19 protein-coding genes are annotated in these 20,250 nt (G+C 45.7%); 16 read left to right on the forward strand and 3 right to left on the reverse strand.

The window, feature by feature from the left end:
* Positions 1–23: 23 nt before the first annotated feature.
* A complete protein-coding gene (locus NST83_RS11045; protein ID WP_342417601.1) occupies positions 24–1,004 on the reverse strand; it encodes a multidrug resistance efflux transporter family protein in 981 nt (326 codons plus the stop codon).
* A 194-nt stretch (positions 1,005–1,198) separates the two neighbouring features.
* Between NST83_RS11045 and NST83_RS11050 the strand changes: the two genes are divergently transcribed.
* Positions 1,199–2,410: a GTP-binding protein gene (locus tag NST83_RS11050; RefSeq protein WP_342417602.1), complete on the forward strand. Its 1,212-nt coding sequence runs from the start codon at positions 1,199–1,201 to the stop codon at positions 2,408–2,410.
* 30 nt (positions 2,411–2,440) lie between these two features.
* Here the strand turns inward: NST83_RS11050 and NST83_RS11055 are convergent, their stop codons facing one another.
* The gene (locus NST83_RS11055) at positions 2,441–3,298 is read right to left on the reverse strand and encodes a LysR substrate-binding domain-containing protein (RefSeq protein ID WP_342417603.1); all 858 of its coding nucleotides are present in this window, start codon (positions 3,296–3,298) and stop codon (positions 2,441–2,443) included.
* 155 nt (positions 3,299–3,453) lie between these two features.
* Between NST83_RS11055 and NST83_RS11060 the strand changes: the two genes are divergently transcribed.
* On the forward strand, positions 3,454–3,783 hold the full coding sequence (locus tag NST83_RS11060) for an antibiotic biosynthesis monooxygenase (RefSeq protein ID WP_137062895.1): 330 nt from the start codon (positions 3,454–3,456) through the stop codon (positions 3,781–3,783).
* A 109-nt stretch (positions 3,784–3,892) separates the two neighbouring features.
* On the opposite strand, the gene NST83_RS11065 is transcribed toward NST83_RS11060, so the two are convergent.
* Positions 3,893–4,762, reverse strand: coding sequence for a DUF421 domain-containing protein (locus tag NST83_RS11065; protein ID WP_342417604.1), 870 nt, complete (start codon positions 4,760–4,762; stop codon positions 3,893–3,895).
* A 337-nt stretch (positions 4,763–5,099) separates the two neighbouring features.
* On the opposite strand from NST83_RS11065, the gene NST83_RS11070 reads away from it, so the two are divergent.
* The 14 genes from NST83_RS11070 to NST83_RS11135 all read left to right on the forward strand — a co-directional run bounded on the left by NST83_RS11070 (position 5,100) and on the right by NST83_RS11135 (position 20,196).
* Positions 5,100–5,369 (forward strand): glutaredoxin family protein, encoded by a 270-nt coding sequence (locus NST83_RS11070; protein ID WP_137062896.1) that lies wholly within the window; start codon positions 5,100–5,102, stop codon positions 5,367–5,369.
* A gap of 195 nt (positions 5,370–5,564) precedes the next feature.
* Positions 5,565–6,905, forward strand: coding sequence for an LLM class flavin-dependent oxidoreductase (locus tag NST83_RS11075; protein ID WP_342417605.1), 1,341 nt, complete (start codon positions 5,565–5,567; stop codon positions 6,903–6,905).
* 17 nt (positions 6,906–6,922) lie between these two features.
* Positions 6,923–7,453: an NADPH-dependent FMN reductase gene (gene ssuE / locus NST83_RS11080; protein WP_342417606.1), complete on the forward strand. Its 531-nt coding sequence runs from the start codon at positions 6,923–6,925 to the stop codon at positions 7,451–7,453.
* Between the two features lie 108 nt (positions 7,454–7,561).
* Entirely contained in the window at positions 7,562–8,449 is an 888-nt protein-coding gene (locus NST83_RS11085) for a LysR family transcriptional regulator (RefSeq protein ID WP_342417607.1), read from the forward strand.
* Positions 8,450–8,711: 262 nt separating this feature from the next.
* Entirely contained in the window at positions 8,712–9,572 is an 861-nt protein-coding gene (locus NST83_RS11090) for a transporter substrate-binding domain-containing protein (RefSeq protein ID WP_342417608.1), read from the forward strand.
* Between the two features lie 77 nt (positions 9,573–9,649).
* Entirely contained in the window at positions 9,650–10,426 is a 777-nt protein-coding gene (locus NST83_RS11095; RefSeq protein WP_342417609.1) for an amino acid ABC transporter permease, read from the forward strand.
* Entirely contained in the window at positions 10,423–11,133 is a 711-nt protein-coding gene (locus NST83_RS11100; RefSeq protein WP_342417610.1) for an amino acid ABC transporter permease, read from the forward strand. The genes NST83_RS11095 and NST83_RS11100 overlap by 4 nt, the downstream gene beginning before the upstream one ends.
* Positions 11,130–11,882: an amino acid ABC transporter ATP-binding protein gene (locus tag NST83_RS11105; protein WP_342417611.1), complete on the forward strand. Its 753-nt coding sequence runs from the start codon at positions 11,130–11,132 to the stop codon at positions 11,880–11,882. Before NST83_RS11100 ends, NST83_RS11105 begins: the two co-directional genes overlap by 4 nt.
* 15 nt (positions 11,883–11,897) lie before the next feature.
* Complete coding sequence (locus NST83_RS11110) at positions 11,898–12,914, forward strand: LLM class flavin-dependent oxidoreductase (protein WP_342417612.1); 1,017 nt, start codon at positions 11,898–11,900, stop codon at positions 12,912–12,914.
* Positions 12,915–12,970: 56 nt separating this feature from the next.
* Positions 12,971–14,128 (forward strand): amidohydrolase, encoded by a 1,158-nt coding sequence (locus tag NST83_RS11115; RefSeq protein WP_342417613.1) that lies wholly within the window; start codon positions 12,971–12,973, stop codon positions 14,126–14,128.
* 248 nt (positions 14,129–14,376) lie between these two features.
* Complete coding sequence (locus NST83_RS11120) at positions 14,377–15,312, forward strand: dockerin (protein WP_342417614.1); 936 nt, start codon at positions 14,377–14,379, stop codon at positions 15,310–15,312.
* A gap of 370 nt (positions 15,313–15,682) precedes the next feature.
* The gene (locus NST83_RS11125) at positions 15,683–17,092 is read left to right on the forward strand and encodes a discoidin domain-containing protein (RefSeq protein ID WP_342417615.1); all 1,410 of its coding nucleotides are present in this window, start codon (positions 15,683–15,685) and stop codon (positions 17,090–17,092) included.
* A 234-nt stretch (positions 17,093–17,326) separates the two neighbouring features.
* A complete protein-coding gene (locus NST83_RS11130; protein ID WP_137062906.1) occupies positions 17,327–18,262 on the forward strand; it encodes an ArsR family transcriptional regulator in 936 nt (311 codons plus the stop codon).
* Positions 18,263–18,474: 212 nt separating this feature from the next.
* The gene (locus tag NST83_RS11135) at positions 18,475–20,196 is read left to right on the forward strand and encodes an ABC transporter substrate-binding protein (protein WP_342417616.1); all 1,722 of its coding nucleotides are present in this window, start codon (positions 18,475–18,477) and stop codon (positions 20,194–20,196) included.
* Positions 20,197–20,250 lie beyond the last annotated feature (54 nt).

A 20,250-nucleotide genomic window follows, 5' to 3' on the forward strand; every position in this document is an offset into this window, starting at 1 on the left:
ATCATGAACAGAATAATCCTGCGCTAAACGTGATCTGTCTTTTTAGGCATCATCCGAGGGAGGATTTTTTTATCATGTGTACTATAACTGTGCAGAATCATGCCGAGGATCACGATGAACATACCGATCCATGATAAAAGGGAAGGAATCTGCATAGATAAAAAGATCAGTTCTCCCATTAATGCGAAAAGCACTTCCAGAGATTGTGTCGCTTCAACCGTTGCTAACTTTTGCATATTTCCACGAACCTGATCTGTGGCTTTAAAAAACAGGACTGTGGCGATCACCCCTGAAAACACGGCCACCAAAGCAGATTGTATCGTTTGCTCCTGACTCGGCATTCCCACGCTAAAAACCCCATATAACGAAAGTAGTAGCCAAAACGGCAAACTGGCTAAAGTCATCCCGAGTACACGTTGATAGGCATCTAACCGTCCTGCACAAACTTCCATCATTTTACGATTACCTAGTGGATAGGCAAATGAAGCGAGTACGACAGGCAGGATACCGAATAAAAAATCTTGAGCAGAAATGGATTGCGACTGTTCGATTTGCATGAGAATAATGCCTAGTAAAATAACCAAAGACATCATAAGTCCATGAATGGGGATTTTCCCTCGTACTTTTAAAGGACCGTTCTCCGTTTGCACAATTTCAGAAAATAACGGGACAAGCAAAGAACCGGAAACAATGGTAATTTGCCACGTTCCAGCGATCAGCCAGCCTGGTGAATAAGCTGATGCGAAGCATAATGGAGCATAAAACAATCCAAACCCGACGAAGCTCCATAGAGCCCAGGTCCACGCTTGTTCTCTCATGACGTTCCAAAGAGGTTTAAGCTTGTGTTGGGTCAAGACGATGACGAATAAAATGGGGAGCATAAACAGATATCGCAAAGAAGCACTCCATACCCAGCTCCCCCCTGATAGCTCCATTGACCGATTGAGAACAAAAGTAAAAGCAAAAAAGAAAGCAGCCAATACGCCTAGCCAGATTGATTGCAAAACATTCACCTTATTCTTTAAGTATCGTTATTATCATATATTAATAACTTTTTATGATTCATTTCAAGAGTTTCTCCGCAGTTGACAAGGCGAAAGGGATCATGTATATTACTGAATGCCTGTATTAATAGTAATTATTACGATTTAAAAAAGTATAATGAAGATGAGTTTATATTAAAGGGAGCGTACCACCAATGAATAAGAAAGTAATCCCGGTAACGGTGCTGAGTGGATATTTGGGGGCAGGGAAAACAACGATTTTGAATCATGTGTTAAGCAATCGAGATGGAATGAAAGTGGCCGTGATCGTCAATGACATGAGCGAAGTGAACATTGACGTCGAACTGGTAAAAAAAGAAGGTGGCTTGTCCAGAACAGAAGAGAAACTGGTTGAGCTGTCCAACGGCTGTATTTGCTGCACATTGCGCGAAGACCTGTTACTGGAAGTCAAGAAGCTGGCCGAACAAGGCGAGTTTGATTATATTTTAATCGAATCCACAGGGATCAGTGAACCTGTGCCTATCGCTCAAACCTTTACGTACGCCGACGAAGGGACAGGCATTGATTTGACTTCCTTAGCAAAGCTTGATTGCATGGTGACGGTGGTCGATGCGAACCGTTTCTGGCATGATTTTGAATCGGGAGAAACACTGCTGGATCGCAGGCAGGCTACGGGAGAAGACGACACGCGTGATATTTCGGACTTGCTGATTGATCAGATTGAAACCTGTGATGTACTGATTCTGAATAAATGCGATTTGGTTCAGCCTCCGCAGTTGGACAAACTTGAGGGCGTGCTGCGCAGATTGCAGCCTGAAGCCAGAATCATTCGCGCTTCCAAGGGACAGGTTGCTCCTTCGGACATTTTGAACACGGGATTGTTTAACTTTGATAAGGCCAGCCAATCCGCCGGATGGATTCGTGAGCTGGAGCTAGAGAGCCATACACCGGAAACGGACGAATATGGAATCAATTCCTTTGTATATCGCCGCAGAAGACCGTTTCATCCTGCCAGATTGGCTGAGTTTATGAGCTACTGGCCGGAGGAGGTCGTTCGCGCCAAAGGTTTGGCCTGGATTGCGACCCCTCAGGATTGGGCGGCCAGTATCAGCCAGGCAGGGTCCTCCATTCAGTTTGGTCCTGCTGGAAGTTGGCTTGCGGCGTTATCCGAGGAAGAACGTCAGGAGATCGTCGCGGCTGATCCTGAGGTTCTAGATAATTGGGATGAGCAATGGGGCGATCGTATGAACGAAATCGTCATGATTGGTATCGGAATGAATCAACCGGAACTGGAAGAAGAGTTGGATGAATGTCTGCTGAATGATAGCGAAATGGACATGGACTGGTCAGGCTTTGAAAATCCATTGCCATGGCCAACACCGGATGAATCGTCGTCTATAGATTAAAAGGTGAATCCAATTTACAGAAATAGGATGTCATATGGACTTAGTGATCCACTCAGCAATGAAGTTCATACACTTTTTGGCGGCTGGAGCCATGTTCTTCAAAGAAGTAGTAGCGATACCAATAGTGCGGGAATGTTTTCCCTCCAAAGGCCGAATACAAAGTTCATAAGGATTTTGAACTAAAATCATTTCCGGAAGAATACTTACGCCCAGTCCGTTTTGCACCATAGCCATAATGGCATGATCATCTTCTAATTCATATTTGATTTTCGGAGCAAGCTTGTGCTGGGAAAAAATTCTCCGTACATCGGTGTCGCAGCCAGAAGCAGGCATAATGAAGGACTCATCAAGGAGTTGATCCACACGTATGGTTGTTTGCTCCCGAAGCATGTGATTAGATGGCAGTACGCACAGCATTCTTTCTTTTTTTAGCGGCAGTACTTCCAGTACATCTAAAGCAGGCAGATTAACGAAGCCAAAATCAGCTTCTCCGCTGGCTATCCAATGCTCAATCTCATGGTAGTTACCGTCGAGCAGTTTCAGTTCAATAAGTGGAAACTGCTCGTTAAATTTATGGATAATACCGGGCAACCACTGGATGGATACACTTGAGAATGTACCTATTTTGACAGTTCCGGTTTCCAGTCCTTTAATTAGAGCGACCTCTTGATAGAGCCTTTCGTCCATTTGCACGATCTCTCTGAAATGTTTCATCAGACGTTCTCCATTGCTGGTCAATTTGATGCCTGAACGTCCTCTAATCAGAAGAGTCAAGCCCAATTCATGTTCCAAACCGGAAACAGCATGGCTAATGGCGGATTGTGTAAGATTAAGAAGTTCTCCTGCTTCTACTACGCTAAGAAAGACCTTATATTTAAACAAATTCATGTGTCCTCCTACATTGCATGAAATATATTCATATATAGTATCATATATATTCATTTTTTTTATCTTAGTATTGTGGTTATAATCGAACTTGAGGATTTTGCAAAATCCAGACTTAAGAAAAAAGCTGATAACCATTTCATTTCTGGGAGGTACCTATGAATTCAATTGCAAAAACGCCACAGCCTCCTTATTATGCTGCTATCTTTACTTCTGAACGTACTGAAGGAGATGGCGGATATGGAAAGATGGGAGACAAAATGGAGGAACTGGCTGCTAAACAGCCTGGTTTTCTGGGCATGGAAAGTGTTCGTGACCAAAACGGAGTAGGCATCACGGTTTCTTATTGGGAATCCTTAGACGCTATAAAAAATTGGAAACATAACGAAATGCACAAGGTAGCACAGGAGAAAGGGAAAGCCGAATGGTATAAAACATTTGGTTTAAGAGTGAGCAAGGTAGAACGAGATTATTTTTTTACAATATAAAATAGATGAAATGATTAAAGCCAAAGGGAGCGCCTTTTCAGCCATTTATGGCCTTGAAGACGCTCCTTTGGGTTACCAGCTCGTATGCTTATGTCATGGACATGTATACTCAGGGTTCAGTTGGATTTATCGGCTTCATTTCCTGAATCGCTTGCTTTAAGCTTTGTGAGCATTGCTCAAAAAGCTGCTTGCTTTGCTGCTCACTGGAGCCCGTTGCCAGCTTTTGTAATTCAGTCGTGCATTGTTCCAACAGCGTCAGCACGGCTTGATTAGAGTCCTGTACCTTGGACATCTGTACATTATCGCTGTAAGGATCAATGAATAGCTCCCCTTGCGGGTCCACCTGCGCGAAAAATACGTCCTTGACCGTCAGGCTCTTTTCCTTCAGCTTGGCATCGAGCCATTGGTGAGTAATTCCCATGTATGCCATTTGCTGCTCCATGAGTTGTCCATCCATAATAATGGCTGTTGGTTCCTTCTCCGGTAGTTGCCGCATATTCAGATCCTTAGGCGTTAAGGGCTGTTTTTCTTTGGTTAATAGCACATTGACTTCACCACTGGTCTCCATAATGGCAAATTCCACGTCAGACACCTTGAATACATTCTTGCTCCGCAACTGCTCCATGAGTTCATCCAGCGTAAGTCGTTCCTTTCGCAGATTATCCTCTAAAATTTTGCCGTCTTTGATCAGGGTTCTGGTTTTTCCATCGGCAAAATCCCTGACCTTCTTGCTTTTAATTTGCAATATTTCAATGACAAATGTTGTTAGGACCCATACTGCCAAAGCTATAAAGCCCAAGTACCAAGTTGATTCTCGCTCCATAGGAATGGTAGCGGCCAGGTTACCCATCGTTATTCCGGTGATATATTCGAACAAGGAGAGCTGGGAAACCTGACGTTTTCCAAGTATTTTGGTAATTAAAAATAATACAGCGACAGCCATTAATGTGCGTAAAGCAACCTCGGCCCAATCCTGCATATATTCAACCTCATTTCATTTCATTCTGCTGCAAATGCGCTGATATTCCAAGCATGTCCGCACCAAGGTTCGTTTAAACTCCAATCCCTCTTATTTTAATTAACTCATCTGCCTTTAAACGATTTAAATAAGCATATTGCAACAATCCCAAGAGCAATTTCAAATCAGCAATCTTGCCAGTATACAAAGAAACTACCGCATTAAAATTTTCTATCGTTGCATTATCAATGTCTATTACACAGGCGATTGACGGAAAAGCGCAGGCAGGATACATTATAGCTATAATTCTTATTTAGTTCATCGGGATTATAAACATTAATTTCACGGAGGTATGTATATGTCATCCAAACCTAAAGTTATATTGTGGAGTAAAACAGGTTGTCACTTTTGTGGAGAGATCAAATCGTATCTGGAATCCCAAAATCAGCCTTATGAAAATATTCAGGTGGACGGAAATGATGCCCTGCGTGACGTACTGGAGACTAAATATGGTGTTCGTTTTGTCCCTGTTGTTGAGGTAGGTGGGGATAACAAATATGAGGCACTACTCAACCCGGATCTGGAAGAGCTGGGTAAAGTGCTGGAAAGTTACAATCAGGCGGTATAAGGGGAGAAGGCTGCGCTGCTTATCCAACATAGGCAGTGTAGACTGCGCTGCAAAAGAGTAAACTTCCTAAAAGAATCCAGGCATAGCTGCTTGCATAAGTGTAACTTCCTAAAAAGATTTAGCAGCTAAGCTGCCTTGAAAACAAATGATTTGCCGGTGGGTAACAATTATTTTCAAGAGAGGTGTGAACATTTCATGGCTAAAGATAGACAAATCAAATTTGGTGCCATTATTCACGGTGTTGGAGGAAGCATGACGACTTGGCGTCACCCTGAAGTGCCTGTGGACGCGAGTGTTAATTTTGAATTTTATAAAACACAGGCGCAGAAGGCGGAGGAAGGCAAGTTTGACCTTGTTTTTATCGCAGACGGTTTGTTCATTAACGAGAAATCCATTCCCCACTTTCTCAACCGTTTTGAGCCGATTACGATTTTATCCGCTTTGGCCGGGGTAACGAAGCATATCGGGCTGGTTGGCACGCTGTCGACTTCCTACAGCGAACCGTTTACAGTAGCACGTCAGTTTTCTTCCATTGACCATATCAGTGGAGGACGTGCAGGCTGGAATGTGGTGACTTCCCCGCTGGAAGGCTCCGCCCTTAACTTTAACAAAGGTGAGCATCCTTCACATCCAGAGCGCTACAAAATTGCGGAGGAATATTTGCAGGTAACCAAAGGACTGTGGGATTCGTGGGAAGAGGATGCGTTCGTTCGTGATAAGGAATCCGGCGTGTTCTTTGACCCTGAAAAGCTGCATACCCTGAACCATAAAGGCGAGTTTTTCTCTGTACAGGGTCCGTTGAACATTGGACGATCCAAGCAGGGACAGCCGGTTATTTTCCAGGCAGGTTCCTCGGAGGATGGCAAAAATCTGGCTGCCAAGGAAGCGGATGCTGTATTTACGGGACATGAAACGCTGGAGGAAGCGCAGCAGTTTTACCGTGATGTGAAGGAACGAGCGGTACGTTATGGCAGATCCGAAGAGGATATTGTCATCTTACCGGGCATTTCACCGATTATTGGCAGCACGACGGAAGAAGCAGAGCGTAAGTATGAGGAGATTACCAATCTGGTTACGATTGAGGCTGCTTTAAAATATTTGGGCCGTTACTTCGATCATCATGATTTCTCACAATATCCGCTGGATGAGCCATTCCCAGAGCTAGATGGTATCGGCAGCAATTCCTTCCGCAGCGGCACAGATAAAATCAAACGGACAGCCAAAGAGCAAAATCTGACACTACGCGAGGTGGCATTGCGTTCGGCAACACCTAGAACCGCGTTTATCGGTACAGCTGAGCAGGTGGCGGATCGGGTGCAGGAATGGTTTGAAAGAAGAGGAGCGGACGGGTTCATTATCGGTTCTGATGTACCGTCGGGTCTGCATGATTTCGTAAACCTGGTGGTGCCTATTTTGCAGGAGCGCGGCATTTACCGTCAGGATTATGAATTTAGCACATTGCGTGAAAACCTGGGTGTACCGATTCCTGAGAACCGCTACACAGCTGCTAAATCTAAAGTGAAGATAGACGCATAACAGAAGGAGGGAAAAGCATGTCCAAGGTTGTCATCCTGTCAGGCAGTCCGTCGACACAATCCCGTCTATACGGCTTGATTAACTATACGACCGAGCAATTGCAGCAGGCTGGAGCGGAGGTCACATTGCTGAATGTGGTCGACTTGCCAGCCGAGGATCTGGTGAGGGCTAACTTTAACAGTCCCGATATTACAGCAGCACTTGCGTTGATTGCAGCAGCAGACGCCGTTATCGTGGCTTCTCCCGTGTACAAAGCTGCCTATTCCGGCTTGTTAAAGATATTTTTGGATTTGGTGCCGCAGGAGGGGCTGCGAGGTAAGCCCGTACTTCCTTTATTTATCGGAGGCACGCTGGCTCACCTGCTGGTCATTGGTTACGCTTTGAAGCCAGTGGTTAACGCGTTGGGAGGAAGACATATTCTCGGCGGTGTGTATGCGGTAGATCAGTGGATTGAACGGTTGCCGGATGGAGCATATGGGCTGTCGGAGGAACTGGTTTCACGGCTGGATCGCTCTGTAAAAGAGCTGACGGAGCTATTGAAGTCATAAATATTTTCAATTTTTACATTGACAGGGCGTTCAGTGAGTTTTATGATACAAAAAACCAAGTTAGCGCATTGGATAAAATGTATTTTAAACTCACTGGGGGACTTGTGTATGAATATCGAGAATATGGAAGCCTTTGTATACGTGAATCATTATGGCAGTTTTAACAAGGCGGCAGAAGCGTTGTTCTTGTCACAGCCCTCTGTCACAGCACGGATCCAGACGCTGGAGCGCGAGCTGGAATGTAAGCTGTTCGACCGCCAAAGCAAGCAAACCATTTTGACGGAGGATGGACGAAAGTTTCTTCCTTATGCCGAGCAAATGCTTCAAGTGCTGCAAAAAGGGAAGCAAAAGCTTCAACAGCGCAAAAAAACTCCTCAGCAAATTCGAATCGGCTGCACGATATCGGTGTCGAACTATATCATTCCTGAGATATTAAAGCAGCTCCGCGCTCGTTATCCGGAGATTAACTACAAAATTGTGACGGCTACGACGGATCAACTGGTACATAAGCTGTTGAACCGTGAGGTAGACATTAGTTTTGTCCGTAAAGTGATGCATCCGGCCATTCGTACGCTTGCTTTTTATGAAGATCCCATTTCCCTATATGTATACGACGGTCATCCGTTTATGAAGACTGGAAAGGCCAGCATACAGGATATTCAGCATGAAACGCTGGTGTTTTTTGAATGCGGATCATTGGACTGGATGAGGATTCATCGGTCTTTTGAATCACTGGAGCAACCGCCGAATATTGCCTTTCAGGTAGATAATGTGGTTACAGCCAAGAAGCTGGTGCTGGAAGCAGCGGGGATTGCCTTTTTGCCGGACGTTTGTGTGAACCGTGAGGTGAAGGATAAAAAACTGTTCCGTATTCATGTACCAGAGGTAGCCGGGATGTCCATGCAGATTAGCATTGTGGCGACCAAGGAAGATTGTGCGGTGAACTCGGATTTTGCAGATGCACTGACAGAAGGATTTCGGGGCGCTATTTTGTAAACCGTTTTTTTGCAAATGTGAGGAGTTTGCAAAATCCTGATTGTATGTAATGGATGAAATGTTCTTTTCAAATATGCTTTTGATTTTTCAATGGTGTTATAGAAATGTTCTATTGCCTGGTGGATTGACGTAAATGAGAGCAGGTGTTAAATTAGTCACATCCTAAAACCGATTAAACTCATAGGAATTATTAATTTATTAATGTGGCAGCTACCATGTATGTCGCAAACTGCTGATATACAAAGAGACGAGGGGGATTCATATGAAAAAGTGGTTTGCAATGTTATCCGTTATGGCGATTATTCTGGTGTTGGCAGGCTGCGGCTCCTCTGATAATGCGTCTAACGCGTCTGGCGCGTCCGGTTCCAACGGAGACGTGAAAAAAATTATTGTAGGTACAGGCACTCAATTTAAAAATGTATGCTTTATTGATGAAAACGGAAATTTAACAGGCTTTGATGTTGAGCTGATTAAGGAGTTGGACAAACGCCTGCCTCAATACGAATTTGAATTCAAAACGATGGACTTCGGCAATCTGTTGCTGAGTCTGGATGCCGGTAAAATCGATCTGGTATCGCATCAAATGGAAAAAAACCCGGAGCGTGAAGTGAAGTATCTGTTCAACAAAAATCCGTACAGCATTTTCCTGAACAGAGTCGCAGTAGCAAAGGATAACAATACCATTCACTCGATTGATGATCTGAAAGGCAAAAAGGTACTCACCAGCCCGACGAGTAATGCGGCGTATGTGTTGAAGGAATACAACAAGACGCATGGAGATGCCCTGAACATTGTCTATACAAGTGGTGCTGCCAATGATACGGTGCAACAGATTACGAGCGGCCGTATAGACGCTACCATTACGACAGACTTTGCGAACCGCTTTAACACCGATGAAAAAGGAGAAGTAGCTCTGAAAACCGTCGGTGATCCTTTGACTCAATCGGATGTATTGTATGTACTGAACAAAAATGAGCAAGGATTGGCAGATGATCTGGATAAAGCTATTCAGGAAGTGAAGGACGACGGTACATTGTCGAAGCTGAGCATTAAATGGCTTGGAGAAGATTTCACGAAGTCTCTGGAAGATGTGAAAAAAGAAGGAACAAGCAGCAAGAAATAGCGATAAGCTTGAATATTTCAGCGGTCAGGGTACCCCGTGTATTCTGGCCGCTGATGTATAGGAAAGGAGGCAGGCATATGAGCAGAGAGTTTAATATTGATTATGTTTTTAGCTTTATCCCGAAAATGCTGTCTTATTTACACATCACATTGTTTATTGTGGCTAGCTCGCTTTTGTTAGGACTAATCATCGGTTTGCTGGTTGCTCTGCCTCGTATGTATAATATTCCTTTTCTCAAACGTGTCTCACAGGTGTATGTTTCATTTTTTCGTGGAACACCTATTCTGATCCAGCTCTTTCTGGTGTATTACGGCTTGCCTGAGCTGCTGAAGCTGGTGGATATCAATTCCTCCAGATGGGATGTGTTGTGGTTTGCCGTAGCGACCTATGCGCTAAACAGCGGGGCCTTTATTTCCGAGATTATTCGATCGGGTGTAGAGGCGGTAGATCGGGGACAAATCGAGGCAGCACAGTCGGTCGGCATGTCAGGCTATCAGACTTTTACACGTATCATATTGCCGCAAGCGCTGGCTGTTGTGGTTCCGGTATTTTCCAATCTGGTCATCGGAAATCTGAAGGATACTTCGCTGGCGTTTACCATTGGAGCTATGGAGATGACGGGGAAATCACAGACACTGGGCGTGGCTACCCAGCATTTTGTTGAAACCTATATTGCGTTGTCTCTTATTTATCTGGTCGTCAGTCTGATTTTGCAAAAACTGTTCAAGGTACTGGAAAATACGCTTCTCAAGCATGAGCATCGGGACACAGTCCAAAGTGAGCCTAAGAAACGAAAAAGTTTTGTGGTTCGTTATCTGAACCCCCGTTTGAGTAAAGGAGGCAAGAGCATATGAGTCTGGATTTTGGATTTATATATACGGCCTTTCTGGGATTGTTCTCGGCGTTGCCCAACACGTTAATCATTACGGTGGTTTCCGTACTGGCGGGACTGGTCATCGGCATTATAACGGCTCTGGTCCGAATTTATAAGGTGCCTGTGTTGTCCCAGATTTCCCATGGCTACGTCACCTTTATTCGGGGTACGCCGATGCTAATGCATTTGCTGCTTATTTATTTCAGTTTACCTTTGTTCATTGATGCGGGAGCCAAGCATTTTGGCTGGTCGTTTCATTCCAAAGATGTTCCCTATATGGTATTCGCACTCATTTCGTTCTCGATTACAAGTGGCGCGTACATGTCCGAGGTGGTCCGTTCCGGGATTCAATCGGTGAACCGGGGGCAAATCGAGGCGGCTTATGCGGTTGGCATGACGACGTGGCAAGTGCTGCGGCGTATCGTGTTTCCGCAGGCGTTCGTAGTCAGTCTGCCGAACCTGACAAATTCCATTATTGGGATGCTTCATGGCTCTACGTTGGCCTTTACCGTTTCGGTCACGGAAATCCAGGCTCAGGCTGAAATTTTAGCATCTTCAAACTGGAAGTACCTGGAGGTTTATATCGCGGCAGCACTGATTTTCTGGGGTTTAACGGTGCTGATTGAACGAATTTCCGGCTTGGTGGAGAAAAAAATCAATGTGTTTAATGGGGGTAGAGCATCATGATCCGTCTGCAAAATATAACGAAATCGTTCGGCAAGCATGAGGTGCTCAAAGGCATTGATTTAACTGTGAATAAGGGAGAGGTCGTTGTCATTCTCGGACCGAGTGGCTCGGGGAAAACGACGTTGCTGCGCTGCATCAATTATCTGGAAAAGCCGAATGACGGGGAGGTCAGCATTGGCAATTTTACAGTAAACTGCAAGCGGCCTGCGAAGAAGGATGTTTTGGCTCTGCGCCAAAAAACGGCCATGGTATTCCAGCAATACAATCTGTTCAAGCATAAAACGGCGCTGGAAAACGTGATGGAAGGGCTTGTCGTCGTCCGCAAGGTGAAGCAGGAGGAAGCGAAGAAGATCAGTATCGAAGTGCTCGAAAAGGTCGGTCTGGGCGAAAAGCTGAATCATTATCCGAGTCAGCTATCCGGTGGACAGCAGCAGCGTGTCGGTATTGCGCGCGCTTTGGCACTGAACCCGGAAGTGATTTTGTTCGATGAGCCGACATCGGCGCTAGATCCTGAACTGGTCGGTGAGGTGCTGTCGGTTATTCGCAAGATTGCAAAGGAAGGAATTACGATGATTGTCGTCACGCATGAGATGGGCTTTGCGCGGGATGTTTCCAATCACGTGGTATTTATGGATGGCGGTCACATTATCGAAGAAGGCAGTCCGGACGACATTTTCAATCGTCCCCAAGAGGAACGCACGAAGCAATTCCTGAAACGGATTACACCGGAATATAACTATTCAATTTAGACGGGAGAGGGAGACATGAGTATAAAAATCGGAGTATTGGATCAAAGCCCTATACACGAGGGGGAAACGGCGGCACAGGCGCTTCGAAACACGATTAAGCTGGCGCAGCGTGTAGAGGAGTTGGGATTTTCACGCTTTTGGGTATCGGAGCACCATGATTCCGAGCAGGTTGCAGGCTCTTCGCCAGAGGTACTCATTTCCCATCTGCTGGCACGCACCGAGCATATTAAAATCGGTTCTGGCGGAGTGATGCTTCAGCATTATAGTCCTTATAAAGTGGCCGAAAATTTCAATGTACTGGCGTCTCTTGCACCGGGTCGCGTAGATTTGGGCATTGGACGTGCGCCGGGGGGGCTACCGAAATCCACACAGGCGTTACAGCGCGACGTGCATGATGCGCCTTCTCTCGAAGAAAAGATTGATGAAGTGAGCCGTTATATTCATAATATTCCGTCTGAAGAAGGACCGCTAGCAGGGCTACAGGCTAATCCAATTCCGGAAACACCAGCGGATATTTATGTTTTGGGCACGAGTGCAGACAGTGCAGGAATTGCTGCACGTTTGGGGTTGCCTTATGTTTTCTCGCAGTTTATCAATAGTAGCGAGCAGGTCGCATTGGATGCATTCCTCACGTATCGGGAGTCATTCGATTATAGTCTTGGTCGTGAGCCGAAGGCTCTTTTTGCACTATCCGTCATTGTAGCTGATACTTCCGAGGAAGCTGCGGAGTTGGCAGGTGAGCACAAACTGTACAAAATTCATCTGGCCAGCGGTAAAACGGCTACGGTGGGCACGCTGGAAAGTGCAGAGGAGTTCGCTAAGCAATCGGGTGAAGAATATACAATTGAAGTTACACAGGCGCAAATCAACAAAGGAAATAAAGAGGAAATCTATGCTACTTTGACGGAAATTCAAGCAAAATATCAGGCTGATGAGCTGATCGTAACGACGGGAATACGGGATATTGGAAAGCGCGTGCGTTCATTTGAACTGTTGCATGAAGCTTTTGCTAGTCTGCCTGTGCAGTCCTAGATGTTGTTGGCTTGAGAAAGTTGTAACCATTTTGGATTCACAAAGGAGGAAAAGGGATGAGCGGACCAACCGGGACGAAGGAACAGGTTTTGGAGCAGAGGCTGGTGAACATTCGTCGCCATCTTCACCAAAATCCCGAGCTGTCTAACGAGGAGGTTGAAACTACCGCCTATATCCGCCGTCTGCTGGAAGAACAGAACATAACCATCCTGGAAGTGCCGCTGCGCACCGGGGTGGTAGCGGAAATCGGCGGGCAGCAGGAAGGGCCGATTGTAGCACTTCGCGCGGACATTGATGCATTGCCGATTCAGGAGGAGACGGGCTTGCCTTATGCTTCGCTGCATCCGGGCAAAATGCATGCCTGCGGACATGATTTTCATACGGCGTCCCTCTTTGGAGCTGCCGTATTGTTAAAAGAACGGGAGCAGGAGCTGAAAGGCACGGTTCGCCTGGTGTTTCAGCCAGCGGAGGAAAAGGCCAAGGGCGCAGCCCAGGTGCTGGACAGTGGAGCGCTGGCAGGGGTGCAGGCCATATTCGGTCTGCATAACAAGCCGGACCTGCCTGTAGGGACGGTCGGCATTAAGGAGGGTCCGCTGATGGCGGCGGCAGACGGCTTTTACATCGAGGTAGAGGGTCTGAGCACGCATGCGGCGGTGCCGCATGCAGGGATTGACCCGATCGTCGTGTCGTCGCACATCATCACGTCGCTGCAATCCATCGTAAGTCGGAGCGTCAACCCGCTGGACAGCGCGGTGATTAGCGTGACGAAGCTGCACAGCGGCAACGCCTGGAACATCATTCCGGACCGTGCCCATCTGGAAGGCACGATCCGGACGTTCGACGAGAACGTGCGCGCACAGGTGGCTGAGCGCTTCGAGCAGGTGGTAAAGGGCGTGGCCGATGCTTTTGGCACAAAAGCGAATATCCGCTGGATCGAAGGACCGCCACCTGTACTGAATGACGGCAAGCTGGCCGTCATCGCGGAGCAGGCGGCCCAAGCGGCTGGTCTGGAGGTTGTTCGCCCCGTGCCTTCCTCGGCGAGTGAGGATTTCGGGCTTTACCAGAAAAGCATCCCCGGTGTGTTCGTCTTTGTCGGCACTTCGGGGAGTCAGGAATGGCATCATCCAGCCTTCGATCTGGACGAACGCGCGTTGCCGGGAACAGCGAAGCTGCTGGCTTCACTGGCAGAATCGGCATTAGTATCCATAGAGTAAGGCAGGACGTGAGTCTACTCTTTCAATGCTAGGCCCCTTCTTGTATAGAGAAGGGGTTTTTGATTTGTTAAACGATCAAAAGAATAACCTTTTTCTAAAGCATAAAGGAAAATATTGACGTTATAATATCCTAATGATAATATAAAATTGTATTTTTTTTCAAATCAAAAGAAAGGGGAGAGATAAGAGATTCCGATTGCTATTTAATGAATACAACAATCAAATAAAATGATATGGAGGTTAAAGAAATGCCGAAGAAAAAAGGAATGATGATGGGTTCTTTTTCATTGGTAGTGGCTGCTTCTTTACTGGTTGGCGGGGCTAATGTTGGTGCAGTAGCTTCTAATTTGGAAAGCACTTCTGAAATAGAGTCCACGAGTGTTAGCTTGGCTGCTACGGACATACCTGCAAAATTTAAGCCATCCGTAGAATGGGTTTGGAAGAATAGAATCGTCAAAGAAGGCTCGACCAACCGTAAAAATTTGATTTTTGATCAAATATATGCGGGAAAAGGGACGCTAAATTATGTAGTGCGCTGGCAATCTCCCAAAAACCTTACGCTTCAGCAACGCAAGGATATGGCTTCCATGCTGAGTCGCCAAGTCAATAATTGGAATAAGCAGTTGAAAGGGTATGATGGCTGGCCTTATGACAATATTACAGTAAAAATAGTAGGCTGGGCCGTTGCAAATCCGTCTCAGATTCTTAACAAACAATCAAATGAAATCGTTTACACTGACACAATTACAGATGATTTAAGCAAATCGAACCCAAGTATCCCTGCTAAGCTCCCGGTTGCGCCTGACGCACTGTCCAGATTTGAACATTTTTCGGATCCCAACTATGCATATCCCGGCGGATTGGACAAGCGGTTTGATATGTATCTGTGGGGAACAGCTAATTTCGGCGGTGGGGCCGGTGGTGACTGGGGACAACGTATGTCTGATGATTATATCCTGAGCACCCTGAACTCTGATGAAGTCCATATTACAGAGCATGAGATGGGGCATGGATTTGGCTTGCCAGACTTTTATGAAGAGAGTGATCGTCCACCTGGTGGGTTTCCTACGCCAACCATTATGTGGGCCGGAAATTCTTCCAAGATAACAGAGTGGGATACCTGGATGTTGCGTTATACCTGGAGCCAGGTCAAGAAGGATCCCTCTCGTTTTCCTGCCCGATAAAAGAGACGTAGAGTAGTGTTAAAAAGCTGATGAATAGGACCGTTTCTTCCAAAATCAAATTCTGTGATGGAATTGATTTTAGTGGAGAAGCGGTTTTTTCATTTCACAAAATACCAGTTTTTTGCACATGTAGGGACGACTTCATTCCAATATGATCTCGTAATACCTAATTTAATTCATTAAGGAAAATATTGACGATGCAATAATCCAGTGATAATATGATTTGTGATTATTTACAAAAAACGACAAGGAGGATTGATAGATTATCGTTGATCTTATAGATCATTACATAAACACGAAAAAGAGGTGATGGAGTTAATTATTTCAGGAAAACTACTGTGATCATATAAAAAGTTATGGAGGTATATGTATGCTGAATAGAAAAGGTATGATGATGGCTTCCTTTTCAGCGGTGATCGCTAGTTCATTGCTGATGGGAAATGCTACGATCATGTCTGCGGCTTCTTCAGAAAATGGAAGTGTAGCGGTTGCAGCAATAGGTGATTCGACACTGGCTGATATGCCATCCTATCTCAAATCATCGGTGGAGTGGGTTTGGAAGAATAGAATGCTGACCGAAGGCTCGACTAACCGCAAAAATTTGATTTTTGATCAAATTTTTGCGGGAAAAGGAACTCTAAATTATGTAGTGCGTTGGCAATCTTCTAAGCCAGTTACGCTTAAGCAGCGTCAAGATATAGCTAGAATGCTAGATCGTCAGATGAACCATTGGACGGAGCATCTCCAGGGATATGATGGATGGCCCTATAAGAATGTTAAAGTGAAAGTGGTAGGCTGGGCTGTTGCCGATCCTTCACTGTTGCTGGACAAGCAGCCTGATGAGGTTGTTTATACGGATACAATTGCAGATGGATTAGCTTCCGAACAACCGGAAATTCCTGCTGCACTTCCCATTGCGCCTGATGAAATATCCAGATTTGAGCATTTTTCAAACCCCAACTATTCGTATCCGGGTGGATTGGATAAACGCTTTGATATGTATCTTTGGGCTACAGAAAATTTTGGTGGGGGAGCCGGCGGCGACTGGGGACAGCGTATGAGTGATGAATACATTCTGAGTACGGTGAACGCTGATGAGATTGAGATTACTGAACATGAGATTGGGCATGGATTTGGATTAAACGATTTCTATGAAGAACACGAGCGTCCACCGGGTGGCTTCCCCACCAACACCATTATGTGGGCCGGGAATTCGAATCATATCACCGACTGGGATGTTTGGATGCTGCGTTATACCTGGAGTCAAATCAAAAAGGATACGGCTCGTTTCCCAACCACGACTAAAGACGACGAGGGTCCAATTGAAACAGATCCTAATGAAATCGTGAACATTGCGTCTGCGGCAACAGCTAGCAGCTCTTATACTTCATCCTGGGAAAATGTGAGTGCACTCAATGATGGCTTTGATCCAACTAGTTCTGATGACAGAAGTCATGCCGTGTATGGCAACTGGCCTGAGGTGGGAACACAATGGGTTCAATACGATTTTGATCAAGAACATACGGTATCTCAAACGGATATCTATTGGTTCAAGGATGGCGCTGGCATTGATGTTCCCAAGTCTTACAAGATTAAGTATTGGAATGGTCAAGGCTGGTCTAATGTCAAGCAGGCCAAAGGATTGGGCACTGCGGCAGATCAATATAATACGACCACTTTTACGCCTGTGAAAACAACGAAATTAAGAATTGAAATGGTATCCAAGGGTTCCGCATCTACCGGAATTCTGGAGTGGAAAGTAGCAGCTATTAATAAATAACTCTATAAAGCTCAGCTTATGCTAAACAAGGTTGTCTCTTGCGATATTGCGGGAGACAGCCTTGTTTAATTCATAGCTGGAACAACTGGAGTCTGATCCTATCAGGCTTTTTTTGTATCTTGATTACGGCGCTTGTTTCGTTCATATTTGTATGCAAGGATTACTGGAAATGAACGGACGTACAATAATATGTATAATGAACGTCAGACATGAAAGAAAAGAGGACAGATAACGATGAGTTACGACGTGAATACTCCTTATGGTGTAGATGTAGCTTATGGACCAGTGTTTGAGCTGCTCAGCAGTTTGCATACCTTTATTTGCCGCAAGGCTTACAAGAAGACAGATTTATCATCCGATTGGGCGGAGCAAGTGCGTGATACGCTGTCTCCAAGTTTGTCCCGATTGCTGGCATCTATGGAAATCAATGCAGACTGGAAGGTCATCTACGGACTCGTCTGCATGCTTACAGATCAAGTAGGCATTGCGGAGGTTGTAGATCGTCTGGAGAGCCGGACAACGCTGGAACTGAATGAACAGGCACTAGCCTACGGTATTCCGCTGCCTGACGATATGGAAAAGCTCCGCAGGCTTGCTTTGCAGCTGTTATCCGGCTGGTATGAGGAGTATTTTCGGCATGTGGATTCGAGTATTCTAAGCGGGCTGGAGCAGGAAGCTGAACAGAGAAACAAAGAGAAGGATGTCTATAGCACTGTGGAATGGGTGGATCGTACAACCAATGGCTTCCGGTTTGAGCCTTCCGAGGGTCTAGCGCGGGTGTTGCTGGTGCCGCAATACCATTTTCAACCGATTAATATCATTTACCGGTTTGGATCACTCCTGCTGTGCCATTATTCGGCAGGAATTTATGTTCAGGAAGACGACTTCTTATCCCCACAGGAATACCGGATGATTCGAAGCTTGGGGGAGAAGAGCAGGCTCAAGATTTTAAAATATTTGTACCAAAGCCAGAACCCGCGTACCTTTATTGAAATTGTCCGTCATCTCAAGCTGTCCAAGGGAATCACGCACGACCATATTTTTAAGCTTCGTGCCTCTGGTTTCATCCATGCTCATTTTGATGGCGAAACATTGCTCGGCTACAGTGCACGGCTTTCGGCTGTGAATGAAATGCATAGCAGCATCCTCGGCTATATGGAGCGTAATTAAGCTGCGTCAACTGGCAGGACTTTAATACTTTAAATGAATAGACGCAGGTCACCTGGAGATGGAATCCAGATGATCCGGCGTTTTTTTGTTTTTATGTAAAAAAAGTTGAGTTCTCCCTTTACAGAACCGCATTAGATTCCTATAATGGGATTTATCTTACTAATTACAACTTGTTTGATCGGAATTTAACTAATTAACGCGGGGGGATTATTTTGAAAAAAGGAATCATTCTACTAAGCAGTTTACTACTAGTAAGCTCAACCTTATTAGCAGCTTGCTCTAGCGGTGGATCGGACAGTGCTAACAGCACCACTCCGCAGGGTAATGAGGCTGCACAGACGGCTGCTACTGCGCAGCCTTTGACAAGTCTGGTGCAAGCATCGGATTTGACCAAGCTGCCGGATGTGTCCAAGAAGAGAAACGACACGATTATTGTCGGTCTGACCGACCCGGCAGGGGTGTTCACTCCGTATTTCAACCAAAGCGGCTATGATGGCAATGTGATTTCGCAGTTGTGGACTCCGCTGGTCACGGTAGATGAGAAGGGACTTCCGCTGCCGAATTTGGCTAAGAGCTGGGATATCTCCAAGGATAATCTGACGTACACATTTCATCTGGTTCCAGATACGAAATTCAGCGACGGTTCGCCTCTAACGGCAGAGGATGTCTCTTTTACCTGGACGCTGATTTATGACAAAGCCTATGCTGGAGACAGCCCAATCCGCAAATTGAACATTAAAGGCGGCAATGCCTATACCGAGGGCAAAGCGAAACTAATTGACGGGATCAAGGTCATTGATCCGCAAACGATCTCGGTAACGCTGGAGAAGCCGAACGCCCTGGCGTTGACAACTCTGGGCTCCGATGTCTTGTCCAAAGCCTACTACGGCAAGGATTACAAGTTTGGACAACTGGATTACTTTAAAAACCTGCATGGTAGTCCTTTGGGTAACGGCGCTTACAAGCTAGAGAAGTTCATTCCGGGGCAAGAGGTTCGTTTGGAAGCGAATGAAAACTTCTTCAAAGGCAAACCGAAAACACAGCATTTCATCTACAAAACAGCGGAAGGCGATGCCTGGCAGTTTATTGAAACAGGTGATACCGATTTCGCTTCCTTCACCGCAACTCAGGAAAACATCGACAAGCTGAAAGGACTTGGCTTTTTGAACATTTTGCCTTACACCCCGAGCACTTATGGATATTTGCAAGTCAATCTGGAAAATGAAAAGCTGAAAGATAAAAAGGTTCGTCAGGCGCTAACTTATGGTCTGGATCGCAAAACCATTTATGTAGATGCAGCCCAGGGAGCAGGAGCGGTGGCTAACATTCCAGCTTCTCCTATATCTTGGTCTTATACGACAGACGGAATCAACCCATACAACTACGACCCGGAAAAAGCAAAAAAGCTGCTGGATGAAGCGGGTTGGGTAGAAGGAAGTGACGGTATCCGTGAGAGAAACGGCCAGAAGCTGACCATTCACTTGCTGACCTCCAAGCGTCCAGAGACAGATGCTTTTATTGCGCTTGCGGCAGAGAACTACAAAGCGATTGGCGTTGATCTGCAACCGGAAATCTTTGCAGACTTTAATGCCATGGTCGCCAAAGTAGAAGGCAAGGATTATGATTTGGCTGCCTTCTCGACGGGCATGCTGACGGATCCATCTGATGGAATCGAGCAATTCGTCAATGGAGAAGTCAAAGGGTATAACAATAAAAAGGTCAAAGAGTTATATGAAAAAGGCTTGTCTACGACGAATATTGAAGAACGCAAGCAAGTATATAAAGAATTATATGTGCTATTAAATGATGAATTGCCCGTTATTTTCACCAATTACAAGAAGACGGTGTATGCCTACAATGGCCGTATGGAACATGTAAAGGTCAGTCCGTTCATTGGCTTGTCCGGCAATCTGTTTGAATGGTCCCTTAAATAAAGCCATGCTTGCGAGCCCCTTGTGAAAAATCGTCAGGTTCGGATCAAGGGGCCT

Origin of the sequence: Paenibacillus sp. FSL R10-2782 (genome assembly GCF_038592985.1) — a bacterium.
In the GTDB taxonomy this organism is placed as follows: Bacteria; Bacillota; Bacilli; order Paenibacillales; family Paenibacillaceae; genus Paenibacillus; species Paenibacillus terrae_C.